The organism is Alcaligenes sp. 1735tsa3 (assembly GCF_024134565.1).
Lineage (GTDB): Bacteria > Pseudomonadota > Gammaproteobacteria > Burkholderiales > Burkholderiaceae_B > Alcaligenes > Alcaligenes phenolicus.
In genome coordinates this window covers 676,711-701,810 of sequence record NZ_CP099862.1, presented here as the reverse complement: position 1 = coordinate 701,810, position 25,100 = coordinate 676,711, and the positions used below count along the sequence as shown (strand labels likewise).

Genomic DNA, 25,100 nt, shown 5'->3' with positions numbered 1-25,100 from the left:
ATCAAGGGGCCGTGGCAGGTTCCGCTGCAGGGGCGGCCGGCATACGCATACGTTCGCGCGCCAGTTGCAAGCCCTGGTTCACGACCTTGGCAGTTTCCGAATCAGGTGGAAACTGCGCCAGCAAACGCTGCCAGTAGTCGATCGCCGCCGGATATTCCTCTTTATGCAAAGCGGCAGCGCCGGCCAGCATCAAGCCCAATGGCTCTTCGGGATACAGCTCCAGTGATCGCTTGACCAAACGACCCGGCAAACCGTCCAAGGTATCGACACCGGCCAGCAGCATGGATTCCGCATACTCAGCCAATGCCGTCGGGTCTCCATCCACCACGGCCATGGCCTTGGCATACGCCTGTGTCGCCTCCTGATGGCGGCCGTAATAGCGATGCGAACGGGCCATCATCAACCAGGCGCCCGGATCGTCCGGGTTTTCTTTCAGACGCTGCTCCAGACGGGCCACCATGGCCTCAATATCCACGGGCTGTGCGTTGGCCTGCTGCTGCACGGCGGCAGGATCGAGCATGGCCGGATTTCCCAGATAAAAGTACAAGGCGATAGCCGCGACCGGAATGCTGACCATCAAGGTCCAGGCCAGCTTCGGTGCGCCTGCTTGCTGCACAGATTCCGTTTTCAGCCCTTCGTTCTCTTCCAGCACACGCTGGCGCAAATCCATCTGCGCCTGTTCAAAGTCCTGAGCAGACAAGACACCGGCCTGCTTGTCCCGTTCGATTTCCTTGAGCTGCTCACGCAGAATCGCCAGATTGGCCTGCTTGTGTTCAACCACACGCTGCACGGCGGGCTTGCGCTTGACGCTCAACATCAAATACACCGCGCACAGCAGCACCAGTAGCGCGGCCACAATATAAAAAACAATAGTCACGATTGTTCATCCCGAGAAGAGCCCTGCAAGAGAGCATCGGCTTGACGACGTTGTTCCTCGGTCAAGGCCGTGTCATCACCCGCGCGGCGTCGACGGCGCAGGGTAAAGGCATAAACCAGAAAGCCAGTCAGCAATAACAGAGCTGGCCCGAACCAGAGCAGCAAGGTGGTGGATTTAAAGGGCGGGCGATACAAAATGAAGTCGCCATAGCGATCCACCATATACGTGCGGATCTGATCGGGGCTACGCCCCTGCCCCAACTGCTCCATGATCTGCTGACGCAAGTCCACCGCCAGCTCGGCACGCGATGCCGCAATGGATTCGTTCTGGCACACCAGACAACGCAGCTCGGCCGCAATTTCCAGCATCACCGATTCCTGGGCACCCTGCTCCCCCGACTGGGCCTGCGCCGCCGGCACCAGAAACCACACACTGGCCATCAAGGCCACCATCCATTGACGCATCATCATGGCTGCTGCTCCAAACGACGGATCAAAGGCAACAAGGTTTCCTCCATGGATTCACGCGACACGGGGCCTATGTGCTTGAAGCGCACAATGCCCTGCTTGTCGATCACAAAGGTTTCCGGCACACCGTACACGCCGAAATCAATGCCCACACGACCGTCCCTGTCCATGACAGAGACCTCATAAGAATTGCCATTGCGTAGCAGCCACTCGCGGCTTTCTTCAGGTACGTCCTTGTAGTTCAAGCCCACAATCGGCACCTTGTGCTTGGTGGACAGCTCTTTAATGAAAGCATGTTCGGTCAGGCACGGGTAGCACCACGAGGCCCACACGTTCAGCAACCAGACGCGTCCCTTCATTTGCTCCCCCGAAAAACTGGCTTCGGGATTGTGCAATTGAGGCAGGCTGAACGCCGGAGCCGGTTTATCGACCAAGGGCGAAGGCACTTCGCTGGGCTTCAAGGTCAAACCTATGCCCAGAAATACCAGCAACAGTACAAAGCCGATCAAGGGAACAGTAAAACGGTTCATGCCTGCACCTGCGTATTCATGGCTTTGTTTTGCACAGCGGCACGGGTTTGCTTGGCGCGATAACGTCGATCACTGATTGCCAGCGCACCGCCCAAGGCCATCAGCAAACAACCCAGCCAGATAAAGTCCACCAGAGGCTTGTAGTACAGACGAACACTCCAACCGCCCTGATCAAAGTTGTCGCCAAGCGCCACGTAAATATGACGCAAACCATTGGCGTTGATGGCCGATTCCGTCATGGGCAAGGCCGAGGACAGATAGGTGCGCTTTTCCGGATACAAGGTGGACACCACCTTGCCATCCTGCAGCAGTTCTACCGTGCCGCGTTCGGCCGAATAGTTCGGGCCGGGCACAATACGCACGCCCTGGAAGCGCGCGTCATACGCGCCCACCTGCGCCGTCTGACCGGGCTGCAACAAGACATCGGTTTCTGTCTCGTAGTGGCTGACCATGGTCACCCCCAGGACAAAGACAGCGACCCCGATATGGGCCAGGTGCTGACCCAGCCAACTGCGTGGTTGCGAGAACACGCCGGACCGCGTGGCGCGCACACGCTTGACCACATCAAACAAGCTGCCCAAAACAATCCACATGGCCAGACCCGCGCCCAAGGCGGCAGTGCCCTGCCACTGGCCGTACAGCAAAGGAATGGCTGCACCCAGCACGATACTGAACAGGATCACCAGGGCCAGTTGGCGCACCATATCCATCATGCTGGCACGCTTCCAATTCGCCATGACGCCAAACACGATCAGAACCAGAGCCGGGATCATCAAAGGCACAAACACCTTGTTGAAATAAGGTGGCCCCACGGAGATTTTTCCCAGGCCCAGCGTATCCATAATCAGGGGATACAAGGTGCCCAACAGCACCGTGCCCGTCACCACTACCAGCAAAACGTTGTTGACCAGCAGCAAGGACTCACGCGACACCACGGCAAACTGCCCACCTGCTCCGACACGCGGTGCGCGCCAGGCAAACAGGATCAGAGAGCTGCCCACAATGACCGCGAACAGACTCAGAATGAACACACCTCTAGCCGGATCTGTAGCAAACGCGTGTACTGACGTCAGCACGCCGGAGCGCACCAGGAAAGCGCCCAAAATGGATAGCGAGAAGGTGCTGATTGCCAGCAACACGGTCCAGTTCTTGAAGCTGCCACGTTTCTCCGTGACCGCCAACGAGTGAATCAGGGCGGTACCCGCCAACCAGGGCACAAAGGAGGAGTTCTCTACCGGGTCCCAGAACCACCAGCCGCCCCAACCCAGCTCGTAATAGGCCCACCAGCTACCTACGGCAATACCCAAGGTCAGAAAAAGCCAGGCCGAGGTTGTCCAGGGACGCGACCAACGTGCCCAACTGGCGTCCAGACGGCCTGCCAGCAAAGCGGCAATCGCAAAAGCAAAGGCCACCGAAAAGCCCACATAACCCATATACAGCAAGGGAGGGTGAACAATCAGGCCAATATCCTGCAAGAGCGTATTCAGATCCAGGCCTTCAGCCGGAACCGGGAACATGCGCTCAAAGGGGTTGGAGCTAATCAGGACAAACAGCAGGAAACCGGCGGTAATCAGACCCAATACACCCAGCACACGGGCCAGCATGGCTTCCGGCAAGGAACGCGAATAAATGCTGACAGCAAAGGCCCAACCCGTTTGCATGAACATCCAGAGCAGCAGCGAGCCCTCATGCCCGCCCCACACAGCAGCAATCCGGTAGAACAAAGGCAGTTTGGTGCTGGAGTTCTGCGCCACATAGGCAACAGAGAAATCAAAGCTCACAAAGGACCAGGCCAGACACAGCAAGCTGAAGGCCACCAAACCGAATTGCCAGCGGGCCGCGGGACGCGCAAAAGCCATCCAGGCCAAATTGCCACGCCAGGCACCATACAAGGACACAATGCCTTGGGCCAGCGCCAGTACAAAAGTCAGAATCAGGGCAAAGTGTCCAAGCTCCGGGATCATGGCTGGGCTCCTTGTTTCGCGCGCTCGGCCTGCTCCATGGCATGCATGGCCTCGGGCGGCATGTAGTTTTCATCGTGCTTGGCCAGCACTTCTTCCGCCACAAAATGGCCCTGCTCGTTCAAGCGACCTTGGGCCACCACGCCTTTCCCCTCTTGAAACAGGTCCGGCAAAATTCCCGTATAGCTGACAGGCACCTGGGCCGCGCCGTCTGTCACCACAAAGTTCACGGCCATGCCTTGGGCGCCACCACGGCGAATGCTGTCCATCTGCACAATGCCACCCACCCGGAAGGTCCGGTTTTCAGGGCTTTGCCCCTGGCTGACTTCAGTAGGGGTAAAAAAGAACACCAGGCTGCTTTGGAAGGCATTGAGGATCAGGGCGGTTGCCGCCCCCAGCACGATCAATGCGCCCAGAATCAGGACCAGACGATTTTGTCGCTTAGTCATGGCGCTGGTCCCCCAGGGCGCGCTCGTCACGTACCCGCTGCCAGGCCCGTGCCCGCCCTGCCCGGACGCTGAGCACTTCACCCAGCATCAACACGGTACAGGCCAGCACCGAGCCCCACACATACACGGCATAGCCGCCCATAGCGAAAAAATCGCCCACACTCGACCAATGCATCATCAGCCCTCCGTCAAGTTGCGAACCCAGGCGGTATGCGCCTCACGTTCAAGAATCAAATTGCGCACCCGGTACAGTGCGATGGCAATGCTGTAGCACCACATGGCCAGACTCATCAGCAACATGCCTGTCAGCATGACGGTGGCCATGGATGGCGAGCTGGTCAGCGATACCGAAGCCCCCTGATGCAAGGTGTTCCACCACTGCACCGAGAAATAGATAACGGGCACATTCACCACCCCGACCAAGGCCAGGATGGAAGCGGCTTTGTCTGCGCGGCGCGGGTCGTCGATGGCACCACGCAAGCCCATGAAACCCATGTACAGGAACAGCAGCAACAATTCGGAAGTCAGACGGGCATCCCAGACCCACCAGGCGCCCCACATAGGCTTGCCCCACAGGGCTCCGGTGACCAGGGACAAGACCGTACAGATCGCCCCGGTCGGGGCCAGCGCGGCTGCCATCATGGCGGCGGTACGACTATTGAAAACCAGGCAGATCAAGGACCAGAAACCCATGGCCAGATAGATCAGCATGGACATCCAGGACACGGGCACATGCAGGAAAATGATGCGATAGCCTTCGCCTTGCTGGAAGTCGGTAGGGGCCAAAAAGAAGCCTACATAAGCGCCGACCAGAAACAGCAGAAAGGCCAGGATGGCAGCCCACGGGATAATGCGTCCGGCCAGAACATAGAAGTTTTGAGGAGCGGCGTAGCGATACAGAAAGTTCATGGAATTTACTCAAGAGCAAGGCGCAACGCCGCTGCCGTAGCAGGTGGCGCAAAGAACAAAGCCAACAGTAAAAAAGCGGCCAGAACGGACAGATGCGCTTGCGCACCCAATCCGGCCTGAACCGCTTGCACCGCCCCCGCCCCGAAAACCAGCACGGGCACGTAAAAGGGCAAAATCAATAAAGCCAGCAAAACCCCTGCCGAGCGCAGGCCCAACACCAGAGCCGCGCCAATCGCCCCCAACAAGGTCAGAACGGGCAGGCCCAGCGCCAGGGACAGCATCAGCACGCCCAGGCTGGACGTAGGCAGACTGAATTGCAGCCCCAGAATCGGAGCCAGCAAAAGCAAGGGCAGGCCTGTCAAAAAGGTATGTGCCAGCACCTTGCCCAAAACCCAAAGGCTAAGCGGCAGGTGAGAAAACAGAACCTGCTCCAGTGCACCATCCTGCTCGTCCTGTTCAAACAGGCGGCTTAGCGACAGCATGGTGGCCAGCAAGGCCGACACCCACAGCACGCCAGGCGCCATCTTGGACAGCAAGGCCGCATCCGCCCCCACACCCAAGGGAAACAGGCTGCACACCACCAAAAAGAAAACCAGTGGAATCAGGACATCGCCGGGGCGACGCATCGCCAGGCGCCACTCACGCTTCATCAAGGCTAAAAAGAGACTCAACATGCCTGCCCCAAATCCAGGTGCTGCACCTTCAAATCCCAGGGCAAGGTCTGGTGGCTAGTTAGAATGACAGCGCCCTGCTTATGCAGATGCTGCGCAATCAACTCGCCCAGAAACTTCTGACCGGCGCTGTCCAGCGCAGTCAGCTGCTCGTCCAGAATCCACAAGGGGCGATTGCTCAGGGACAGGCGCACCAGAAACACGCGGCGACGTTGTCCGGCTGACAGTTGCCGTACAGGCACGCGACGGTAAGCCAGCAAACCGCCAGCTAACAACGCTTGGTCGCAAGCGTCCCGGTCTAGGGGAACGCGATCCTGCATGAGCAGGCTGTCCAGATTTTCTTGCACCGACAAGCTGCCATTGAGCCCCGGCGCATGCCCGCCATACACCAGCTGCCGTCGGTAATCGCTATCATTGCTTTGCACGAGACGGCCGTGCCAGATCAGTTGGCCTTCGTCGGCCTGGGCGATATTGGCCAGGATACGCAACAAGCTGGTTTTGCCGCTGCCATTGGGCCCACTGACCAAACAGCATTGGCCAGCTTCAAGCCTTAGGCTCAGCTCGGAGAACACACGACGCTGGCCCCGTCTACAGGTCAGCGAAACAGCTTGAAGCACAGCAACCCCTTGTCAAGAAAGCAAACAGAGCGAAGCCGCCCCTGAAAAAAGGCGGCTTGCTTAGCTCGCTAAGTAAAGACGAGCCCTCTTCAAGACAGGGGATGTTTTACTTAGTTCCACAATACCCACGAGAAACTCAAGCTTATTGATCTAGGCCAATCCGGGTTCAAGGCTGCATTCTTGATAAGATGCTGCCTTAGTACTTTCTTTGAGCAATGAACCATGAGCACCCCAATCACCCTGTCTCCCCAGCCCCTCAGCCCCGAGGCTTTTGCTCCTTATGGCTGGATGTTGGGTAAAGGTCTGGCCACGGCGCCAGCGACGGCCGCCTTCAGCAATGCCGCCACTGACTTCTGGCACGAACATGCGTTTGACACAGGTCCAAGCGGTCAGACCGAAGTGCTATGGGTGAATTACCGCATTCAAGACCCCAACATCACGACCCTGGAAAACCACCTGCTGACGCAACAGGCACTGATCCCGCTGACTGGCGAAGTAGTCCATATCGTGGCCGAAAGCAAAGCCGAAGGCGGCCCGGATCTGTCCACCTTGAAAGCCTTCCGTATCCCTCAAGGACAAGGTGTGTGCATGCGACCCGGTTGCTGGCACAGCAGTCGGGTTGCTGGGGGTGAAGTGGCCTGTCTGATGTTGACGCGCATCTCTACCACGGTAGATCTGGTCGCCCATTTGAACGAGGGCAAACCCGCCACGGAAAGCGAGCTTCGCCCTCTGGAACAAAGTGTGGTGGTGACGCTATAAGGTGCCCGCAGCAGAGGGGGACCATCGCTCTGCCCGGCACCCGCATCAAAACGTCGATGCCGCGCCGTATTTCAGCGCCAGCTCAATAAAGGCGCGCATTGCAGCAGATTGATAGGCGCCCTTGCGCTGCATCAAAATGGCCCGTCGTTGCGGCGGGGCCGGGTCCAGACTCACAGCCACCAAATACTCGCTATTGCCGGCAATCGCGGCAGGCAACAAAGTCGCCAGACCCGTGCGCCGAACCACCTCGATCACGGCATTGAGCGAATTCGATTCCATCGATACGTTCAAATCCAGATCATGCTGACGACAATGGCGTTCGATCTGCCCACGCGTGGCAAACTCGGGCGTCAGCAAAACCAAAGACTCACGCATCAGCGTGTCCCTATCGATGCTCCGGCGCTCGGCCAAGGGGTGCGTGCGGCTCATCACCAACGCCAGCGTCTCCACCAGTAAAGGCTGAAACTCCACGGCAGCCGAAGTCGGCTTTTCAAAAGCGATACCAATATCCAGCTCGTCTTCGACCAATTGCGTTTCCACGCGCTCCTGCAGCATTTCCTGCACCACCAGGCGCACATTGGGATAGCGGCGGTAAAAGGCCTCTACCAGAGGGCCAATCAAATAAGACGTAAAGGTAGGCGCCACCGCCACTCGCAAGGAGCCTCGACTCAAATCGCTGACGTCATGCAAGGCCCGCCGCCCTTCTTCCAGATCCTGCAAGGCTTGCCGGGCATAGCGCAAGTAGACCTCGCCCGCATCCGTCAAACGCACAAGACGTCCGGTGCGATCAAACAGTTGTGCGCCCAGATGTTCTTCCAGCTGGCGTACCTGCTGAGACAAGGCAGGTTGAGACACGTGCAAGGCGCGTGCGGCGCGGGTAAAGCTTTGATACTGGGCAACCGCCAGAAAATAATTAAGATGGCGCAAAAGCATAAGGGACCCTTCTATAAGCAAACCCAATGCAAAGCATCAGAAATCGGTATTTTACCTTATGACCCTGAAGGGTTAATCTTCTATCCAAGCCGAACTACAAGGACAAGGATGAAAGACATTATCGACGGTTTCCTGAAATTCCAACGGGAAGCCTATCCCAAGCGCGCCAAGCTCTTCAAAAATCTGGCCACACAACAAAACCCCCGCGCTTTGTTTATCTCTTGCTCCGATAGCCGTCTGGTCCCCGAGCTGGTAACACAACGTGAACCCGGCGATCTGTTCGTGATTCGTAACGCTGGCAACATCGTTCCCTCCTACGGCCCGGAACCCGGTGGTGTGACCGCCTCCGTGGAATACGCCGTGTCCGCCCTGCGTGTATCCGACGTCGTGATTTGTGGACACTCGGATTGTGGTGCCATGACCGCCATTGCCTCCTGTCAGTGCCTGGACCATATGCCCGCTGTAGAACACTGGCTACGCTATGCCGACTCGGCCCGCCTGGTGAACGAAGCCCGCACCCACGCCAACGAGCAAGAACGCATCTCTTCCATGGTGCGTGAAAACGTGGTGGCCCAACTGGCCAATATCCAGACTCACCCTTCCGTGCGTCTGGCCATGTCCGAAGGCCGCTTGACCCTGCACGGCTGGGTCTACGACATTGAATCGGGCACGATCGACGCCTATGACGGTGGCAGCATGAAATTTGTGCCTCTGGCTGACAACCCGAATGTGTGTGTTGCTCCCTTGGTACGCCGATAAGTTCCTCCCGGACAGAACAAAAAACGCCATGCATTTGCATGGCGTTTTTTTTGCTACCTGCCTACGTTTATCCCGCCCTCAAAAACCTGTGCCTGTCTGTGTCAGGAATAAACGCCTCCCTACTATGATGGTCCTGATCCGATGATCTTTTCATCCCTCTATTCCATCCGAGTAGCGCGTTCATCTTGAACATCACGATATAACAAGCAAAGCGCTGTTCAGAACATGCCGCTCGGAGACTCTTTTTTAATGGCTGAACAATGAAAAAAACATGTCTTGCCCTGGCCTTGATGGCCTTGCATGCCGGGACACAGGCACAAGGCTTCTCCAACACCTACTTTATCGGCGACAGCCTGACTGACAGTGGGCAGTTCGGCTCGCGCTTTACCACCAATCCTGGCCAGGTCTGGTCCCAGGTACTGGCTCAGAAACTGGGAACCGACGCGGCCCCTAGCAGCCAAGGTGGTAACAACTATGCCGTCGGCGGAGCCCGCGTGGCTGTCGATGAGCTGCTGGATCCTAGCAAGCCTCCCAGCCCCACTAATCCCCCTTTGCCCGCCATGACCACGCAGACCGTTCAACTGCTGGCCATGCACAATGGACGCCTGGACGGACAGGCCCTGTACACCGTCTGGGGTGGCGCAAATGACTTGTTTGCCGCCGTAAAAGATCCGTTCAATATGTCCCAAATCGTGGCTGATTCCGTCGGCAATCAAGCCGCCTTGATCAACACGCTATCGCAAGCGGGCGCTCGCTACATTCTGGTCCCCAACATTCCTGATCTGGGCATGACTCCAGAGTTCGCCGCCTCCCCTATCAGCGCGGGTATCGCCACCTTGCTCAGTGACAGCTACAACCAGGCGTTTACCCAGCAACTCAGTTCCAGCTCTGCCAATATCATTCCCTTGAACGTCTCGGCACTCTTGCACGAAGTGGCTGCCGACCCGCAGGCCTACGGCGTCAGCAACGTCAATACAGCAGCTTGCGGCAGTGTATCCTCTCGCCTGTGTACGCCTGCCGATCTGGTGGCTCCTGGTGCAGACCAGAACTATCTGTTTGCTGATGGTGTCCACCCCACGTCAGGCGGCCATGCTGTTATTGCCGACTATGCCCACGCTGTCGTCAGCGCCCCCAGTCAGGTAGCCATGCTGGCCTCCGCAGCCAATACCGCCGGGCAGATGCAAATGCAGCACATTGACCGTCGTCTGCAAACCGTCAGTTCGTCACAAGACAGGGATCTGGCAGTCTGGTTCCAGGGAGAGGCCATCACGCGCAATGGCAGCAGTGCGAACTCACGTCTGGATGGCACGCAGGCAGCCTGGAAGCTGGGTTTGGATAAGCGTCTGGCTGATTGGACGGTCGGTGCCTACCTGTCTTACGACAATCTGGATGGCGATACGGACGAAAAAGGCACTTATAGCCAGAAGCGTCAGTCCGCTGGTCTGTACGGCCGCTGGCAGGCCGAGAATCTATGGGTGAACGCCCAGCTTTTCTACAGCGATCTGGACAATAAAACCCGCCGTCATATCCGTCTGGGTGCCGCCACGCGCGAGCACCAGGCCAAAGCAGGCGGTAGCCAATACGGCGGCAAGATCAGCACGGGTTATGACTGGCAGGCCGGTGCCGTCATCCATGGCCCGCTGTTAAGCCTGAGCATGCAGAAATCCAAGATCAAGGCTCTGTCAGAAGATGGCCGAGGTTTGTCTACCTCCATGGGTTTTGATGCTCAGGACCAGACTTCGGTACAAAGCAGCCTCGGTTACCAGATCAATGTTGCTGTCAGCAATCAGTGGGCCGTTTATGCCTCCGCACAGTGGCTGCATGAATTCAAGAAACCGGCAGAGCTGCTGGGCGCACGCTTGCAGGACGGCGTCTACAACCACCACCACTTTTATCTGCCTACGGATCAGGAGCGCGTGCGTGACACAGGCCTGTTGGAATTGGGTGCGACGGGTCAGCTAAGCAATAACTGGACGCTGGGAGCCGGTGTCAGCACCCAGGTTGGTAAAGGCACCAGCGCTCAAACAGCCTTGTACCTGAATACGGCTTACCGCTTCTAAGTCGGCAAGTCTTCACAACTATTGCGGCATCCTGGCCTGGCCAGGATGCCGCAATTTCAATCTGCTTTACGTACCGATCTGCTGATCAGCCCAACAAGGAATCCAGGGTCTGATTCAGCGTTTCCAAAGGAGTACCAACCGCGGGTAGCTTAGTCACTTTTCGACCATCCACATACAGCAAGGTCGGATAGGATTGCGCGCCCAAAGCCCGTGCCAAGGCAAAATCAGCCAAGGCTTGTTCCCGGCCTGAACCGTCAGTCAAATGGCGTCGCACAGCATCTACATCCAGGCCATTGGCAGCAGCGATTCCCAGGCAGACCTCCTGATCAGACAAGCTGCGTCCGTTCAAGTAAAAAGCCTGCTGCAACTCGTGCACCCAATGAATGGCCTGCTCCGGATCTTGCGCTCGCAGCACCGCCAAGGCCGTGGCCGCTTCCAGTGAATCCATGACAGTCGAGCCCTCCTCTGCCAAGGCTTTATAAGCAGCCCCAAACGTCGCCCCCGTCATTTGCGCGATGCGCTCGTTGGATTCGGAAATATAAGGGTAGCGGGACATAGGAGCAGCCCGGTCACCCACGAACAAGCCACCCGAGACAGCGGTAAAAGGAATGCGATGCTTGTTGGCCGCCTCGAACTCGACCATGCGTTCGGCAAAACCCCAGCACCAACCGCAATACACATCCTGCACATACACAATCGAACGAGCGGGTAAATTGAATGTGTTCATGACATTCCCTAAAAATGGTGTAGCTTCCCGGAATGGGAGAGAAACGGCACTCCTGATCCTGGCCCCCAGACATGAAATGACGCAGAGGATAAAAAGACGAGGACTCCACTTTATTGAATAAACGTCAGGAAATAAACTTCATTTCCTGACGGGTGGCAGCCTCTCGCGGCTCAATATTTCAAGCGGCCTGCAGCAGCACAGGCCTCACCGCGCTGAAGCTTGTAAAACAAGATCCCAAAACTGTGAGACAAGCCCAGGCTTCTGAACCCAAACCCGCTCCTGTGTTGGAATCACACGACCTTCATGGCTCCCTTGAAAGCCCGACCGGCTTTACCTTCCCGGCAAAATGCTTTTATAGTGTGGCTTCGATTCATTTCCCGTGAGGTATTCGTCCAATGCGCCACTAATGCCGCCGTCTCTTTGACGGCCAGTCTCCACCCGCCCCCACAACGCAGGGGGAGTTCTTGGCATTAATGGAAGCATTACGCATGACGAATCCTTATCTGACGCTGGAAAGCGTGTCCTATACCTTGCCGCAAGGCAAGACCCTGTTTTCCCAACTGAACGAAACCTTCGACTCGCGGCGCACTGGCCTTGTCGGACGCAACGGTGTGGGCAAAACCATTCTGGCTCAAATCCTAGCCGGGCAACTCCAGCCCAGCAGTGGCCGTTGCCTGCGCTCGGGAAAAGTGCATTATCTGGCGCAGCAAGTGGCTTCTGTCAGTGGCTTGCGCGTCGCCGATCTGGCGGGCGTAGGACCGGCACTGGACGCCCTTGCCCGGATTGAAGCCGGCAGTAGCGCCGTAGAAGACTTCACTCTGATCGAAGACCGTTGGGATATTCGACAGCAATTGCAGGAAGCGCTGGAGCGCAATGGTCTGGGTCATCTGACTGCCGAGACGCCTGCCGAAACATTAAGCGGCGGCCAGGCCATGCGGGTGTCGCTGATCAATGCCTTGCTGTCTCAGGCCGATTTCCTGATTCTGGATGAACCCAGCAACCACCTGGATCGCGACAACCGGCTTGCCCTGATCGAACAATTACGACACTGGCCCCATGGCCTGCTGGTCATCAGCCATGATCGCCAACTACTGGGCACGATGGAGCGCATTGTGGAGCTGTCTTCCCTGGGGCTGCGTAGCTATGGCGGCAATTACAGCCACTACGCCGAGCAGAAAGCCTTGGAGCAGCAAAGCGCCATGGACCAGCTGGAGCACCGCAAGCTGGAGCGTCAGCGCGCAGAAAGCACCATGCAAGAGCAGCGTCAACGTCAGGAGCGTAGACAGGCACGCGGCAATCAACAGGGCAAGCAGGCCAATCAGGCCAAAATCCTGCTGGACAGGCAAAAGGGCCGCAGTGAAGCCACCACCGGCAAACTGCGTCAGCAACACGTGACGGCCCAAAAGCAGTTGGCACAACGCGTACAGGAGGCTGCCGAGTTGATCGAGCAGGACACCGCTATCAATCTGCACGCCCTGCCCTTGATGCCGCTGACCCGCCAGCGCGTTGTGGAACTGGATGAGGTGAAGCTCCCCTATGTCCCGGCCAACCAAGCCCTGGTCACACTGCTGTTAAGCGGCCAGCAACGAGTAGGAGTCATAGGTCCGAACGGCTGCGGCAAATCCACGCTGCTCAAGGTCATTGCAGGCCAATTGGCACCCGTTTCAGGCCACTGCAAAGTAGTGCCACAACATGTTTATCTGGATCAGGGCTTGGCCGATCTGGATCCACAGCAAACCGTGCTGGAACAAATACAGGCCGTCAACCGCAAAAGCAGCGAGGGCGATTTACGCATGCGTCTGGCACAGCTGGGACTGGACGCCCAAAAAGTCACCGGCCCCAGCGCTGCCCTGAGCGGTGGCGAACGCCTGAAAGCCGCCCTAGCCTGCGTGCTGTACGCGGATCCTCCGCCACAACTGCTGCTTCTGGATGAACCCAGCAACCATTTGGATCTGCCTTCAACCTTGGCCCTGGAAACCATGTTGAGCAGCTACCAGGGCACGCTGATGGTGGTCTCGCACGACGATGCCTTCATGAACAATCTTGGGCTGACGGAACGGCTGGAATTTAGTGAAGAAGGCTGGAGATTGCTACCTTGGTAGCGGCGCAAAACATAAGTGGCGCTCCCCCGCCATCTGAACGACAACCACTGATAGCGGTGGGACCGAGGGCCAAATTCAGGGCGCACTCTTACAAAGCCTGCTTAATGTTCCCAAGTAGTGCCTGCGCCAAACGCTCTGCTTCCTTGCCCCTTGTGTCCCAGCGATCAAGCACCTCACCGACATACGCCAGACGCGCATATTCCAAGGTCTTGGCCAGCTCCGCGGACAGCCTGGGAATAGCCCACTCAGCAGCCTGCTCCTTAGTCACAAAGTCCTCTTGAACACTTGTGCGCCACATCCGTGCCAAGGTCAGCAGAACATTACGCTCGTCTCCACGCAACCCTTCATACAAGGGATCTACACCATCCCGCATTGCCTGGCGTATATGCTCGATCGGCGTGGCAGGCATATCGGCCAGCACATCCCTACCCCATAACAACTGCGCCTGCTGGCGGGCCTGGGCCAAGAGCAAGGTGTATTCCGGGTCAGCAGCGGCGTCGGACAAGTAGCCCTCCTTGAAGGCATCCCGCAGCCATTCACCGTAAATGAACTCCACCTGGGCCGGATGAACATTGCGTTGAATATCTGCCATATGACACACCACCAGCTCGATACAACGCGGACCACCAGGCGTGGCCGGATGAGGGGCTGAAACAGGCAATAAAGCTGCAATCAGGTCCTGCCGCTGTTCATCTGACAGGGGAGCATCAACCACCGCCAATATATCCAGATCGCTTTGTGGCCGGAGCCCTCCGGCCACAGCGGAACCGTGCAGATAAAGAGCTTGCACATTAGGGGTCAAGATTTTTTGTACGAGTTCCAAGGTAGCGCGCAACTGGCTGTTTGGATTTTCTGAATCCAGCATTCAACAAAGTCTCTTCAAAAACAGGATTAGCGACATAAGACAGCCATCAAGGTTGGTGGCCCCTTCCTGCCATGCACCCTCACACACCCCGACTGCCCGTCAAACTCTTAGCGCGTCGCTGGATACGAAACCGGACGCACCGGCCCTTTATAAAGCCCAAAGGCCAGACCCGCAATAATCGCGCAGATCGACAAGGCCTCCACAAAACTTACTTGCTCGCCCAATATCAGCATGGAACTGCCCAAACCAAACACCGGAATCAGCAAGGACAAGGGGGCTACCGTGGACACCGGATACAGCTTGAGCAAGGAATTCCAGCCCCAGTAAGAAAAGTGCGTAGCCAGATAAACCTGAAACAGAATCGACATGACCGACATCAGGTTGATCGCCTCTGGCAGAGTCGTGAAGGGTTCGGCCCCGTGCAGCCAGTACGAAACCAGAAAAAGTGGAATAGGTGGAAACAGGCTGGCCCACACCATGAACGAGAAAATCTCCTTCACACCGGACAGCTTGATGATCACATTCCCGATACTCCAGGACACGGCACTCAACACAACCAGCACCAACCCGAAAGTGGCATCCCCGCCACCCTGAGACAAGATAATACCCACCAGGCCCACAAACGCGATCAAGGCCCCCAGCCACTGCGTCGCTCGCAAGCGTTCCTTGAACAGCAAAGCGCCCCAGCCCATCGTAAAGAAGGCACTAAGCTGAATCAGCAGCGAGGCCACGCCCGGATGGACACCCACCTGAATGCCATAGTTGATAATCCCCCACATGCCCAGGCCAAAAATAAAGCCATAAATCACCACATAGCGAAACGGGATATTGGGTCTGGGAATGAAGAACACCAGCGGCAAGGCCGCCAGAGTAAAACGTATCCCCGTAAGCAGAAAAGGCTCCATGGAAAGCAAGCCCAGCTTGGTGATCGGGAAATTCACTCCCCAAACCAGAGTGACCAAAATGGCAAGAATCAGGTGTTTTTTTTGCATGTCCGACAGCTCCAGACAAGGCCGGGGGTTCAATTCCCCGGCCTGCTCCACTAGTTGATTGAAAACCGTTTCTGCATCAAGCAAAGCCCCGCGATTTCCATCAGCAAGTGATCAGCCGACAAGCGCTGCTCACAGGAAAGCGTGGGGATTTTCTTCAGGAAATTTCTGACTCGACTGGCATCGAAAAAGGGCACCCGATTCAGGAGATCACTATGGAGGGTGTCACTGACAAACTGATGCAGCCGCGACTGAGGTGCCAGGCTGGCTGGCGGCGCACGGAAGTACTGTTTTTTGCGCTCGTAGATTTCAGCAGGCAGGTAAGGCCGCATGGCTTCACGCAAGGCGTACTTCTCCGTTTTGCCACGTACTTTCATGGGGATGGACAAGCTGCACGCATACTCCACGACACGGTGATCCAGCAGCGGAGGACGCCCCTCCAGACTGCCTGCCATCTCCATGCGGTCACCCAGCGACGTCAGCACCAGATTGGGCAAACTGGATTTGGCCACCATATACAGGGCCCGATTCACAGGCGACCAGGACGCAAAGGAATGCGGTTTGAGGCGGTTGTAGAACTGGCCATAGGGATCGCGATACGCATTTCTGTCCATAAAGCCCGTGCTGTACAAGCTGGCCAAAGGATCAAAAATTCCGGCCTGCCCATCCAGCCAAGAGACTTTGTGTCCCAACTCGCGATTCACCCAGGCCGTCCCTACTTCCTGACTATCCAGATAACGACCAGAACCTGCCCCCATCTGCTGCAACAACTCGGACACTACGGTCTGATCCTGGCCCTGGTTGTCGTACAACAGCATGTCACGGCGGCTATAGGGATAACCGGCAAACACCTCGTCAGCCCCTTCGCCGGTAATAACGGCTCGCATCCCATTGCTCTGTACAAATTTGCACAATAGGTACTTGCCTACGCTATGAGCATTGGTGAAGGGCACTTCAGCGTGCCAGAGAGCATGTTCGTAATTGTCTGCAAGGTCATTGGAGCTGACGCTAAGCACATTCATGTGTGCTTGGTTATGCCGGGCAGCAATCTCGGCAAAATGGCGCTCGTCGTAACCCTCTTCACCCTCAAAAGACAGGTGAAATGCTTGCAGCTGCTGACCTTGCAATTGCGTGCACATGCCCAGCATGGCTGAAGAGTCCAGGCCACCACTCAGGCAAACCCCAATTGGTACATCCGCATGCAGACGCAGTTTGACCGACTCCTCGACCACTGCGCGCAGCCCCTCAATCTGCTCTTGTTCAGAGCGCGCTTCCAGAGTCTGGCCTGAATCCGGAAAGCTCCAATCCCAATAGCTCTCGGTCTGAACGCCGCTTTGATCCACGATCAGCCAAGAGCCTGGTCGCACGCTGCGGATCTTCTGGAACACGGTACGATCGCGCAAAATGAAATAGCGATTCGCGTACGAATCCTCATCCCACTGAGCCGGCACACCAGCTGCCAGCAAGGCTTTGATCTCGGAGCCGAAGTACCATCGGCCATTATGCTCGGCGTAGTACAGGGGCTTGACCCCGATCCGGTCCCGGATCGCAATCAGTTGGCGACGTGCACGGTCATACAACAGAATCGAGAACTCGCCGCGCAGCTCTTTAAGCGCACGCACACCATGTCGCCGGTACAAATGCAGTGCAATTTCACTGTCTGACGATGTTTTAAAGCGGCAACCACTGTCTTCCAGTTCTTTGCGAATGCGTTTGTAGTCATAAAACTCGCCATTCACCATCAGAACCAGATCACCCTCGTCCGCGACAATAGGCTGGGTGCCATTTCCCAGGCCCACCAAACCCAGTCGCACATAACCAAAACCCACTTGCCCCATGGGGTCAAACCAGGTGCTGGAGCTATCGGGCCCGCGATGGTGAATTTCGCGCAAAGCCTGATCAAACATATTTCGGGGCAAGTCCGTAGGGACTGCAGAGAACACACCGACATAACCACACATACAGCTCTCCCTTACTGCTCATTTGTTTTTGATGCCAAGTCACAGCGCCATCGCTTGATTGGCGATTTAATTGAGAAACTTCTGCTTCTTGCTGATGCCGGGCTTAGCTCACCTTGTTCTTTTTCTTGTCCAGAAAATCTGCCAGCCTGGCACTGGTTTCCGGATCAGACTGAACCACGGCGGCAATCAAGGCCTCGGTCAGCAAACCGTCTTGCTGGCTTTGATCCGTGATACGCGGCAGCACATGAGTAATGGCGTAATTGGTCATGGGCAGATTGGAGGCAATCGTCCTGGCCAGCTCCTTGGCTTTGGCCAGGGCCTCGCCTTCGGGCGTCAGATACTGGGCAATACCTTTGGTGATGCTCTCCTCGGCATAAACGCTACGGCCTGTCAGCATCATGTCCGTCATCAGGCTCAAGCCCGCCAGACGAGGCAGGCGCACGGAGCCACCTACCCCCACGTAAAGACCACGCATGCCTTCAGGCAAAGAGAAAAAGGCAGTCTCATCGACCACTCGGATATGGCATGCCGTGGCAATTTCCAGTCCACCACCAATTGCCGCGCCCGACATGGCCGCCACGACGGGGACCTTGCCGTACTGAATCAGCTCGAAGGTCTCGTGCCACTCACGGAAGAAATGCACACAATCAATCACCGACTGATTGCGCACTTCACCCAGATCCAGGCCCGCACAAAAATGCTTGCTGGTGCTGTAGAGAACAGCGGCCCCAATGTCGCTGCCTATCGTGGAAAAAACACGACGCAATTCATGCATCACCGCCAAGGACATGGCATTGCGCTTTTCTGGCCGGTTCAAACCCACCAGCAGCACCGCACCTTCCTGCTGCACCGTTAAATACTCAAAATCGTCCATTCCCTCTTATCCCCAAGTAATTAATGTTTGCTGATCTTATGGGGACTGCCGGATTCCCACCTTTAAAAGTGGGTCAGTTTTTGGCAAAATTGGGCCATGAGCATTTCCGTGAATGACTACCCTCTGGAAAACTCGAACTGGGATGTGGAAGTCAGCCTGCGTGCCTTCACATCAGGGTCGATCTTTCCCAGGCACGTGCACCAGTGCGGGCAGCTTGCCTATGCCGCATCGGGGGTTTTGTCGATGTTTACGGAAAAGGGGAATTGGGTCGTGCCCAGCAAAAGGGCACTGTGGGTGCCGCCGGGCGTGGCGCATGAAATGCATATGCGTGGCGATGTCACGATGGTGAATACCTATCTGACACGGCAGGCAATCGAACAGGCGCAACTGCCTGATGACTGCCAGGTGTTCGGCGTCTCGCCCTTGCTGCGGCATCTGTTCAGCGCGGCCATGGAACTACCTGCCGAACGGCCGGATTGCGAACGTACTCATCACGTCATTGGTCTACTGGTAGAAGAAATCCGGCTGATGCCCAGGCTGGGCCTGAGTGCCCCCCTGCCCTCTGACAGCAGACTCGGGGCCGCCTGTCAGCGCTTTCTGGATAATCCCACCCAGAATATCTCTACTGATGAGATGGCCGCCTGGGCCATGCTAAGCCGCCGCACCTTCACCCGTCGCTTCAAGGAGCATATGGGCATGACGTACCTGGCCTGGCGACAGCAAATGTGCCTGCTGGTGTCGATTACTCGTTTGGGAAATGGAGAGCCGGTCACCCGAGTGGCCTCGGATCTGGGCTTTAGCAGCCCCAGCGCATTTTCTACTATTTTTCGTCGCGCTTTGGGGCAACCGCCTAGCCAGTATCTGGCGACGAGCAGGGAAGTGCCGGTTTATTAAGTCTAACGCTCGCTTTTCATTAGCTTAATTTTCTGGCTTTTTTTATAAACTTTAAGAGCAACGTCACGCGTCATAAAAAAACAGGCCTTTGGAATATCCAAAGGCCTGCTATTTACTCTGCACGTCAAAAGACGCTCTAGGGTATTAGACGTTGAACAAGAAGTTCAGCACGTCACCATCTTTCACAACGTATTCCTTGCCTTCAGCGCGCATCTTGCCGGCTTCCTTGGCACCTTGTTCGCCCTTGCAGGCCACAAAGTCATCAAAAGCGATGGTCTGTGCACGGATAAAGCCGCGCTCAAAGTCGGTGTGGATCACGCCTGCAGCTTGAGGGGCGGTATCGCCCACGCGGATGGTCCAGGCGCGGACTTCTTTAACACCTGCAGTGAAGTAAGTTTGCAGGCCCAGCAGGCTGTAGGCAGCGCGGATAACGCGGTTCAGGCCAGGCTCTTCCATGCCCAGATCAGACAGAAATTCGAGCTTGTCTGCATCATCCAGCTCAGCGATTTCGGCTTCTACAGCAGCACAGACAGCCACAACAGGAGCACCATCAGCAGCAGCGTAGTTCTGCACAGCTTCCAGGTGTGGGTTGTTGGTGAAGCCGTCTTCTTTCACGTTGGCCACGTACATGGTGGGCTTGGCGGTGATGAAACCGTAGGATTTGATCTGGTGCAGCTCTTCAGCGTCCAGTTTCAACGAACGCACGGACTTGCCTTCGCCCAGTGCTTTCTCGATACGCTCCAGCAGGGCTACCAGCTTGGCAGCGTCTTTATCACCCGAGCGAGCCAGTTTCTGGTTACGGTGCACGGCTTTTTCAACCACGCCCAAGTCGGCCAGCGCCAGCTCGGTGTTGATGATTTCAATGTCAGCCAAGGGGTCAACCTTACCGGCAACGTGAATGACGTTGTCATCGGCAAAGCAGCGCACCACGTGCACGGTGGCGTCGGTTTCACGGATGTTGGCCAGGAACTGGTTACCTAGGCCTTCGCCTTTGGAAGCACCGGCGACCAGACCAGCGATGTCTACAAATTCCACCACGGCAGGCAAAATGCGCTCGGGGTTCACGATCTTGGCCAGATCTTGCAAACGCTGGTCAGGAACTTCGACCACACCGACGTTCGGTTCGATGGTGCAGAAGGGGTAGTTTTCAGCCGCAATGCCGGCTTTGGTCAGAGCGTTGAACAGAGTGGATTTACCAACGTTGGGCAAGCCAACGATGCCGCATTGCAGTGCCATGAGTATCCTGAAAATCAAAGAGTTATATAAACGATGCGCTATTGTAGCGCCCTTGGGCGCTACAGAGCCTGCAGACAGATCAGAACAGTCGTGCCGGGGACACAGGATAGCGCCTTGAGACGCGGGCTTGTCTAGACTGGAATGCCGTCAAACAGCTTGAGCAAGCCAATAATCAGCAAGACCGGGCCACCATTGAAGATGGCATGCAGCACGATCGATGCACCAATGCCTCGACGCACTCGCAGCCAGGCCAGTACCAACCCTGTCAAACATTGGGGCAGCACCAGCATGGGCAGCAAATACCAGCTCATACTGTTGAGCTGGAAGTTATACAAATGCAGCGCTCCAAAGGCCAGCGTTGCACCATAAAACACCCAGGGAAAGAAACGCCAATAGCGTCGCATGGATGAAAAGCGCCATGCCCTTCCCTGCAAGGCACCCACCAGCTTGCGCCACCAGCTACTGCCTGCGGGCAAGGCTTGGCGTGGCATGCCGGTATAACGGCTAATCCAGACAGCCAGGCACAAGACCAGCAAGCCTTGTATCAACCACCAGCCTGGTCCCTGAAACATCAGGAACACCGCCAGCGGAACAACCGTCAGCCATTGTGACGGCCGTCTCAGCACGAAACGAAAGACCAGCTCTTCCACAATAGGTGCCCAGATAATGGCTTGCACCCAGGGAATACGAGTCGGGTCCAGACGATGCTGCGCACCGCCCACACCTGCTACCGAGACAGCGATCGGGCCCAGTACCAGCGCATTAATCAGCCACAGCATGCCCGCCCATTGCAGCAGACGCTTCCAGGGCAAGGGAGCAAACCAATCCAGATACCAGCCGTCACCCTGGACTCTGCCAGGCAAACGCCGGGCGCTACGAGGGTGACGCAGAAAATAAAAGAAATCTTTAAGCTCGTCCCGGAAACGCATCTGGCTGCTTGGCGCTGGCTTCATGCGTCAAGCCTTCTGGGGCGCGTAAAGCTGGCGGGTCGCCTGCTCAAAGTCGCCACGCAGCAAAGCAGGCATCATGACGCGGCAACGGTTCATACCGTCCTCGATCTCGCGCAGCTCTTCATTGCGAGGGGTATGCAGTACAAAGTTCACCACTTGCTGGGCCAGGCCCAAGGTGCGAGGGTGACCAATGCCCAGGCGCAAGCGCCAGAAATCCGGTGTCCCAAAGGCGGACTGGATGTCGCGCAGGCCGTTATGCCCGGCGTGCCCACCGCCTTTTTTCATCTTCACCTGACCGGGCAGCAAATCCAGTTCGTCATGCAGGACCAGCACCTGTTCGGGCTTGAGCTTGTAGAAACGCATCAAGGCGCCGGCGGCTTGCCCGGACTTGTTCATGAAGGTAATGGGTTTGGCGATGATGACGTTTTCACCTTCAAAACGCGCTTTGGCCACCCAGGAGAAAAAGGATTTTTCCAGGTTGAACGTTGCATGCAGATCATCAGCCAACTGGTCTGCCAACCAAAAGCCCGCATTGTGACGGGTGGTTTCGTACTCAGGGCCAGGATTACCCAGGCCAACAATCAAACGGATAGGCTCAGACATGAATGTTTTCGCAGAAAGCGCCTGCTCCGGCAAAGGCGCAGGCACAAATAACAAACCCCCGCCAGCATACGCTGACAGGGGTTGATTCGCCAAGCTGCGAGCCGACCGAAGCCGGCTGGCAATCTTGATTACTCGGCGCTTTCTTCTGTTGCTTCCGAAGCAGCAGCACCACCGCCAACTGGCAAAGCAGCAGCCAGCAGAGGGTTGGCTTCGTTGCCAGCGTAAGTAACACCACGTGGCAGCTTGATGCTGTCCAGGTGCATGTTGGCGTTGGCAGTCATGCCGCTCAGGTCCACAGTGATGGACGCTGGCAGGTTAGCTGGCAAGCAGGTGATTTCCAGATCGGTCAGGATGTGGCTGATAACTTGGCTGCTCAGCTTGACGGCTGGGGACACATCGCCACCTTCAAAGTTCAGAGGAACTTTGGTGGTGATGGCTTGCGAAGCCAGAACGCGTTGGAAATCAACGTGCAGAACTTGCTGCTTGTAAGGGTGCCACTGAACCGAGCGCAACAGCACTTTTTCAGCTTTACCGTCCAGTTCCATCGTCAGGATGGAAGCGTGGAAGGCTTCTTTGCGCAGGTTGTGGTAGGTCTCGTTGTGATCCAGAGCGATCACGACGGGTTGTTCGTCGCCACCGTAAACGATAGCGGGAACCTGGCCAGCGCGACGCAGGCGGCGGCTCGCACCCGTACCCTGTACATCACGCGAAGTAGCGGTGAATTTCATGTAGAACTCCAATTGCAGAACGCTTAATACGTACTGCGGAAAGTGGTAGCGAACTACCAAGTTGACGTGCGCCGCGACCAGCGCACGCTAAAAAACTTAATCAGTGAACAAGGAGCTGACGGACTCGGCGTTGGAGATACGCAAGATGGTCTCGCCCAACAGTGCTGCACAGGACAGCTGGCGAATCTTGCTGCATTCACGTGCCTTGGCGGACAAAGGAATGGTGTCCGTTACAACCAGCTCGTTCAATTGGGACTGCGTAATACGTTCGATAGCTTCGCCCGAGAGCACAGGGTGCGTACAGTAGGCGTAAACCGCCTTGGCACCGCGCTCTTTCAGAGCTTCAGCCGCTTTGCACAGCGTACCGGCCGTATCCACCATATCGTCCATCAGGATGCAGGTGCGTCCATTGACATCACCAATGATGTTCATGACTTCGGAGACGTTGGCACGTGGGCGACGCTTGTCGATAATGGCCAGGTCCACTTCCAGTTGCTTGGCCAGTGCACGTGCGCGCACCACACCACCGATGTCAGGCGAGACAACCACCATATCCTGGTAGTTACAGCGCCAGATATCGCCCAGCAAAATGGGGGAAGCGTAGATATTGTCGACAGGGATATCGAAGAAACCCTGGATTTGGTCAGCGTGCAGATCCATCATCATGACGCGATCGACACCGACCACTTGCAACATATTGGCCACGACCTTGGCAGAGATCGACACACGCGCCGAACGGGGGCGTCGATCCTGGCGGGCGTAACCAAAGTAAGGGATGGCGGCGGTGATGCGACCGGCCGAAGCACGGCGCAAGGCATCGACCATCACCATGATTTCCATCAGATTGTCGTTGGTGGGAGCACAGGTGGGCTGCAGAACGAAAACATCGCGACCGCGCACGTTCTCGTTGATTTCAACCATGGCTTCCCCATCAGAGAAGCGACCCACCGTCATTTTCCCCAGCGACATATCAAGGTGGTTGACGACATCGACAGCAAGGCGAGGATTAGCCGTGCCGGTGAAGATCATGAATCGGTCTTGTGCCATGATGGGAGATAGATTTTGATGCAGGAAAAGCAAAGCTGTTGATCGAAACCCCTACAAGGAAACGACTCAACAGCTTTACATTATCGCAGGCTAGGCCTGAAAGGTGGCTGGGGAAGAAGGATTCGAACCTTCGCATGCTGGAATCAAAATCCAGTGCCTTAACCAGCTTGGCGATTCCCCAAATACTTACTTAATCCAGTCGCGTAGCGGATGATCTTGCAAACCTGAACAAACCCAAGTTTGTTCGACCAGCAATTTACCACTATTTGATTCTTCGCTACCAGAAAAATCTATTTTACTGCTATTTTGGTCAATTTCAAACTGACCTGTCTTGGCGCTTTGTTCGTCTCTGCACTCAACAAACAAACAAGAACCTGAGCCCGTCATTCTAGCATTCAATTTTAATCTTTGCAAGCCCTGTTTTAAATTTCTTAAACCAGGATAAAGACTGAATGCTACTGACTCCAGATTGTTTCTGCCAAAATAAGGATTGTCGTCCTTGGCTTGCCAGAATTTTTCTTGCCAATCAGTAAAGAACGTCATTGTGATGGGTTTTTCATCACGTGTCAAGCATTCGGAAGTAAATATTTCCCCCGTGGATATAAATTGCGGCGGACGGATGATGATGTAGTGTCGTGGCGGCATCTGAATGGCCTGCAACTGCTCGCCCACCCCTTGGGCAAATGCGGCCTGTCCGAATACAAAAACCGGTACATCGGCGCCCAGGGGCAAGCCAATATCCATCAAGGCCTGACGGCTCAGGCCCAGGTTCCATAAACGATTCAGGGCAATCAAGGTGGTGGCCGCATCGCTGGAGCCGCCGCCCATCCCTGCTCCCGAAGGGATGTTCTTGATACAAGAGATATCTACGCCTTGCCGAGCGCCGGTCGCCTGTTGCAGGGCACGAGCGGCTTTGATCACCAGATCCTGTTCAGGCTCCACATTGCTCAGGGTGCTGTGTGCGCGATGGATCTGCCCATCGCTACGTGGAACGAAGCTCAGGTAATCATTCAGGTCGACAAAACGAAAAGCAGTTTGCAAGAAATGGTAGCCGTCCTCACGACGACCCGTGACGTGCAAAAACAGATTGATCTTGGCCGGAGCCGGGACGTTGTAGAGCGCCATTACACAA

General features: G+C 56.3%; 26 protein-coding genes and 1 tRNA gene. 5 read left to right on the top strand and 22 right to left on the bottom strand.

What is annotated here, in order from left to right; translation table 11 throughout:
- Window position 1: 1 nt before the first annotated feature.
- The 9 genes from ccmI to ccmA are packed head-to-tail and all read right to left on the bottom strand — an operon-like array spanning window position 2 to window position 6,481.
- Entirely contained in the window at window positions 2-877 is an 876-nt protein-coding gene (ccmI, locus tag NIZ92_RS03205; RefSeq protein WP_022983240.1) for a c-type cytochrome biogenesis protein CcmI, read from the bottom strand.
- Window positions 874-1,347, bottom strand: coding sequence for a cytochrome c-type biogenesis protein (locus NIZ92_RS03200; protein ID WP_009462259.1), 474 nt, complete (start codon window positions 1,345-1,347; stop codon window positions 874-876). The genes ccmI and NIZ92_RS03200 overlap by 4 nt, the downstream gene beginning before the upstream one ends.
- On the bottom strand, window positions 1,344-1,874 hold the full coding sequence (locus NIZ92_RS03195; RefSeq protein WP_009462261.1) for a DsbE family thiol:disulfide interchange protein: 531 nt from the start codon (window positions 1,872-1,874) through the stop codon (window positions 1,344-1,346). Before NIZ92_RS03195 ends, NIZ92_RS03200 begins: the two co-directional genes overlap by 4 nt.
- A complete protein-coding gene (locus NIZ92_RS03190; RefSeq protein ID WP_035271224.1) occupies window positions 1,871-3,838 on the bottom strand; it encodes a heme lyase CcmF/NrfE family subunit in 1,968 nt (655 codons plus the stop codon). Before NIZ92_RS03190 ends, NIZ92_RS03195 begins: the two co-directional genes overlap by 4 nt.
- A complete protein-coding gene (gene ccmE, locus NIZ92_RS03185; RefSeq protein WP_022983242.1) occupies window positions 3,835-4,284 on the bottom strand; it encodes a cytochrome c maturation protein CcmE in 450 nt (149 codons plus the stop codon). Before ccmE ends, NIZ92_RS03190 begins: the two co-directional genes overlap by 4 nt.
- On the bottom strand, window positions 4,277-4,462 hold the full coding sequence (ccmD, locus tag NIZ92_RS03180) for a heme exporter protein CcmD (protein WP_080655600.1): 186 nt from the start codon (window positions 4,460-4,462) through the stop codon (window positions 4,277-4,279). The genes ccmE and ccmD overlap by 8 nt, the downstream gene beginning before the upstream one ends.
- Complete coding sequence (ccmC, locus tag NIZ92_RS03175) at window positions 4,462-5,193, bottom strand: heme ABC transporter permease CcmC (protein ID WP_009462363.1); 732 nt, start codon at window positions 5,191-5,193, stop codon at window positions 4,462-4,464. Before ccmC ends, ccmD begins: the two co-directional genes overlap by 1 nt.
- 5 nt (window positions 5,194-5,198) lie before the next feature.
- The gene (ccmB, locus tag NIZ92_RS03170) at window positions 5,199-5,867 is read right to left on the bottom strand and encodes a heme exporter protein CcmB (RefSeq protein WP_022983243.1); all 669 of its coding nucleotides are present in this window, start codon (window positions 5,865-5,867) and stop codon (window positions 5,199-5,201) included.
- Entirely contained in the window at window positions 5,861-6,481 is a 621-nt protein-coding gene (gene ccmA / locus NIZ92_RS03165) for a cytochrome c biogenesis heme-transporting ATPase CcmA (protein ID WP_254002692.1), read from the bottom strand. The genes ccmB and ccmA overlap by 7 nt, the downstream gene beginning before the upstream one ends.
- A gap of 222 nt (window positions 6,482-6,703) precedes the next feature.
- Between ccmA and NIZ92_RS03160 the strand changes: the two genes are divergently transcribed.
- Complete coding sequence (locus NIZ92_RS03160; protein ID WP_254002691.1) at window positions 6,704-7,240, top strand: ureidoglycolate lyase; 537 nt, start codon at window positions 6,704-6,706, stop codon at window positions 7,238-7,240.
- A gap of 45 nt (window positions 7,241-7,285) precedes the next feature.
- Here NIZ92_RS03160 and cynR read toward each other — a convergent pair whose 3' ends face one another.
- Window positions 7,286-8,173, bottom strand: a complete 888-nt coding sequence (gene cynR, locus NIZ92_RS03155) for a transcriptional regulator CynR (protein WP_035271228.1) — start codon at window positions 8,171-8,173, stop codon at window positions 7,286-7,288.
- 108 nt (window positions 8,174-8,281) lie between these two features.
- On the opposite strand from cynR, the gene NIZ92_RS03150 reads away from it, so the two are divergent.
- The gene (locus NIZ92_RS03150) at window positions 8,282-8,932 is read left to right on the top strand and encodes a carbonic anhydrase (RefSeq protein WP_035271229.1); all 651 of its coding nucleotides are present in this window, start codon (window positions 8,282-8,284) and stop codon (window positions 8,930-8,932) included.
- A 260-nt stretch (window positions 8,933-9,192) separates the two neighbouring features.
- Window positions 9,193-10,992, top strand: coding sequence for an autotransporter outer membrane beta-barrel domain-containing protein (locus tag NIZ92_RS03145; RefSeq protein WP_254002690.1), 1,800 nt, complete (start codon window positions 9,193-9,195; stop codon window positions 10,990-10,992).
- 85 nt (window positions 10,993-11,077) lie between these two features.
- Here the strand turns inward: NIZ92_RS03145 and NIZ92_RS03140 are convergent, their stop codons facing one another.
- Window positions 11,078-11,719 carry a DsbA family protein gene (locus NIZ92_RS03140; RefSeq protein WP_035271231.1) on the bottom strand — a complete coding sequence of 214 codons (642 nt, stop codon included), beginning with the start codon at window positions 11,717-11,719 and terminating at the stop codon, window positions 11,078-11,080.
- A 488-nt stretch (window positions 11,720-12,207) separates the two neighbouring features.
- On the opposite strand from NIZ92_RS03140, the gene NIZ92_RS03135 reads away from it, so the two are divergent.
- On the top strand, window positions 12,208-13,821 hold the full coding sequence (locus NIZ92_RS03135; RefSeq protein ID WP_254002689.1) for an ABC-F family ATP-binding cassette domain-containing protein: 1,614 nt from the start codon (window positions 12,208-12,210) through the stop codon (window positions 13,819-13,821).
- A gap of 88 nt (window positions 13,822-13,909) precedes the next feature.
- Here the strand turns inward: NIZ92_RS03135 and NIZ92_RS03130 are convergent, their stop codons facing one another.
- The 4 genes from NIZ92_RS03130 to NIZ92_RS03115 all read right to left on the bottom strand — a co-directional run bounded on the left by NIZ92_RS03130 (window position 13,910) and on the right by NIZ92_RS03115 (window position 18,510).
- Window positions 13,910-14,686 carry an aminoglycoside adenylyltransferase domain-containing protein gene (locus NIZ92_RS03130; RefSeq protein WP_254002688.1) on the bottom strand — a complete coding sequence of 259 codons (777 nt, stop codon included), beginning with the start codon at window positions 14,684-14,686 and terminating at the stop codon, window positions 13,910-13,912.
- Window positions 14,687-14,793: 107 nt separating this feature from the next.
- Window positions 14,794-15,678, bottom strand: coding sequence for an EamA family transporter (locus NIZ92_RS03125; protein ID WP_254002687.1), 885 nt, complete (start codon window positions 15,676-15,678; stop codon window positions 14,794-14,796).
- A gap of 50 nt (window positions 15,679-15,728) precedes the next feature.
- Window positions 15,729-17,636, bottom strand: a complete 1,908-nt coding sequence (gene asnB, locus NIZ92_RS03120; RefSeq protein WP_254002686.1) for an asparagine synthase (glutamine-hydrolyzing) — start codon at window positions 17,634-17,636, stop codon at window positions 15,729-15,731.
- A gap of 103 nt (window positions 17,637-17,739) precedes the next feature.
- On the bottom strand, window positions 17,740-18,510 hold the full coding sequence (locus tag NIZ92_RS03115) for a crotonase/enoyl-CoA hydratase family protein (protein WP_115634262.1): 771 nt from the start codon (window positions 18,508-18,510) through the stop codon (window positions 17,740-17,742).
- A gap of 96 nt (window positions 18,511-18,606) precedes the next feature.
- On the opposite strand from NIZ92_RS03115, the gene NIZ92_RS03110 reads away from it, so the two are divergent.
- Window positions 18,607-19,404 (top strand): helix-turn-helix domain-containing protein, encoded by a 798-nt coding sequence (locus NIZ92_RS03110; RefSeq protein WP_035271234.1) that lies wholly within the window; start codon window positions 18,607-18,609, stop codon window positions 19,402-19,404.
- 144 nt (window positions 19,405-19,548) lie between these two features.
- On the opposite strand, the gene ychF is transcribed toward NIZ92_RS03110, so the two are convergent.
- From ychF to ispE, 7 genes are all read right to left on the bottom strand, one after another.
- Complete coding sequence (gene ychF, locus NIZ92_RS03105) at window positions 19,549-20,640, bottom strand: redox-regulated ATPase YchF (RefSeq protein ID WP_026485056.1); 1,092 nt, start codon at window positions 20,638-20,640, stop codon at window positions 19,549-19,551.
- Window positions 20,641-20,771: 131 nt separating this feature from the next.
- The gene (locus NIZ92_RS03100) at window positions 20,772-21,593 is read right to left on the bottom strand and encodes a CPBP family glutamic-type intramembrane protease (protein ID WP_060186287.1); all 822 of its coding nucleotides are present in this window, start codon (window positions 21,591-21,593) and stop codon (window positions 20,772-20,774) included.
- Window positions 21,594-21,596: 3 nt separating this feature from the next.
- The gene (pth, locus tag NIZ92_RS03095; protein WP_009461083.1) at window positions 21,597-22,193 is read right to left on the bottom strand and encodes an aminoacyl-tRNA hydrolase; all 597 of its coding nucleotides are present in this window, start codon (window positions 22,191-22,193) and stop codon (window positions 21,597-21,599) included.
- Between the two features lie 128 nt (window positions 22,194-22,321).
- A complete protein-coding gene (locus NIZ92_RS03090; protein WP_254002685.1) occupies window positions 22,322-22,921 on the bottom strand; it encodes a 50S ribosomal protein L25/general stress protein Ctc in 600 nt (199 codons plus the stop codon).
- A gap of 96 nt (window positions 22,922-23,017) precedes the next feature.
- Window positions 23,018-23,968 carry a ribose-phosphate pyrophosphokinase gene (locus NIZ92_RS03085; protein ID WP_009461085.1) on the bottom strand — a complete coding sequence of 317 codons (951 nt, stop codon included), beginning with the start codon at window positions 23,966-23,968 and terminating at the stop codon, window positions 23,018-23,020.
- A 104-nt stretch (window positions 23,969-24,072) separates the two neighbouring features.
- Window positions 24,073-24,149, bottom strand: a tRNA-Gln gene (locus NIZ92_RS03080).
- A 5-nt stretch (window positions 24,150-24,154) separates the two neighbouring features.
- Window positions 24,155-25,093, bottom strand: a complete 939-nt coding sequence (ispE, locus tag NIZ92_RS03075; protein ID WP_254002684.1) for a 4-(cytidine 5'-diphospho)-2-C-methyl-D-erythritol kinase — start codon at window positions 25,091-25,093, stop codon at window positions 24,155-24,157.
- Window positions 25,094-25,100 lie beyond the last annotated feature (7 nt).

Excerpts from the sequence above, each read along its gene's own strand:
- NIZ92_RS03200 (WP_009462259.1), bottom strand. The coding sequence starts at position 1,347 with ATGATGATGCGTCAATGGATGGTGGCCTTGATGGCCAGTGTGTGGTTT.
- NIZ92_RS03195 (WP_009462261.1), bottom strand. The coding sequence starts at position 1,874 with ATGAACCGTTTTACTGTTCCCTTGATCGGCTTTGTACTGTTGCTGGTA.
- NIZ92_RS03190 (WP_035271224.1), bottom strand. The coding sequence starts at position 3,838 with ATGATCCCGGAGCTTGGACACTTTGCCCTGATTCTGACTTTTGTACTG.
- ccmE (WP_022983242.1), bottom strand. The coding sequence starts at position 4,284 with ATGACTAAGCGACAAAATCGTCTGGTCCTGATTCTGGGCGCATTGATC.
- ccmD (WP_080655600.1), bottom strand. The coding sequence starts at position 4,462 with ATGATGCATTGGTCGAGTGTGGGCGATTTTTTCGCTATGGGCGGCTAT.
- ccmC (WP_009462363.1), bottom strand. The coding sequence starts at position 5,193 with ATGAACTTTCTGTATCGCTACGCCGCTCCTCAAAACTTCTATGTTCTG.
- ccmB (WP_022983243.1), bottom strand. The coding sequence starts at position 5,867 with ATGTTGAGTCTCTTTTTAGCCTTGATGAAGCGTGAGTGGCGCCTGGCG.
- NIZ92_RS03160 (WP_254002691.1), top strand. The coding sequence starts at position 6,704 with ATGAGCACCCCAATCACCCTGTCTCCCCAGCCCCTCAGCCCCGAGGCT.
- cynR (WP_035271228.1), bottom strand. The coding sequence starts at position 8,173 with ATGCTTTTGCGCCATCTTAATTATTTTCTGGCGGTTGCCCAGTATCAA.
- NIZ92_RS03150 (WP_035271229.1), top strand. The coding sequence starts at position 8,282 with ATGAAAGACATTATCGACGGTTTCCTGAAATTCCAACGGGAAGCCTAT.
- NIZ92_RS03145 (WP_254002690.1), top strand. The coding sequence starts at position 9,193 with ATGAAAAAAACATGTCTTGCCCTGGCCTTGATGGCCTTGCATGCCGGG.
- NIZ92_RS03140 (WP_035271231.1), bottom strand. The coding sequence starts at position 11,719 with ATGAACACATTCAATTTACCCGCTCGTTCGATTGTGTATGTGCAGGAT.
- NIZ92_RS03135 (WP_254002689.1), top strand. The coding sequence starts at position 12,208 with ATGACGAATCCTTATCTGACGCTGGAAAGCGTGTCCTATACCTTGCCG.
- NIZ92_RS03130 (WP_254002688.1), bottom strand. The coding sequence starts at position 14,686 with ATGCTGGATTCAGAAAATCCAAACAGCCAGTTGCGCGCTACCTTGGAA.
- NIZ92_RS03125 (WP_254002687.1), bottom strand. The coding sequence starts at position 15,678 with ATGCAAAAAAAACACCTGATTCTTGCCATTTTGGTCACTCTGGTTTGG.
- asnB (WP_254002686.1), bottom strand. The coding sequence starts at position 17,636 with ATGTGTGGTTATGTCGGTGTGTTCTCTGCAGTCCCTACGGACTTGCCC.
- NIZ92_RS03115 (WP_115634262.1), bottom strand. The coding sequence starts at position 18,510 with ATGGACGATTTTGAGTATTTAACGGTGCAGCAGGAAGGTGCGGTGCTG.
- NIZ92_RS03110 (WP_035271234.1), top strand. The coding sequence starts at position 18,607 with ATGAGCATTTCCGTGAATGACTACCCTCTGGAAAACTCGAACTGGGAT.
- ychF (WP_026485056.1), bottom strand. The coding sequence starts at position 20,640 with ATGGCACTGCAATGCGGCATCGTTGGCTTGCCCAACGTTGGTAAATCC.
- NIZ92_RS03100 (WP_060186287.1), bottom strand. The coding sequence starts at position 21,593 with ATGAAGCCAGCGCCAAGCAGCCAGATGCGTTTCCGGGACGAGCTTAAA.
- pth (WP_009461083.1), bottom strand. The coding sequence starts at position 22,193 with ATGTCTGAGCCTATCCGTTTGATTGTTGGCCTGGGTAATCCTGGCCCT.
- NIZ92_RS03090 (WP_254002685.1), bottom strand. The coding sequence starts at position 22,921 with ATGAAATTCACCGCTACTTCGCGTGATGTACAGGGTACGGGTGCGAGC.
- NIZ92_RS03085 (WP_009461085.1), bottom strand. The coding sequence starts at position 23,968 with ATGGCACAAGACCGATTCATGATCTTCACCGGCACGGCTAATCCTCGC.
- ispE (WP_254002684.1), bottom strand. The coding sequence starts at position 25,093 with ATGGCGCTCTACAACGTCCCGGCTCCGGCCAAGATCAATCTGTTTTTG.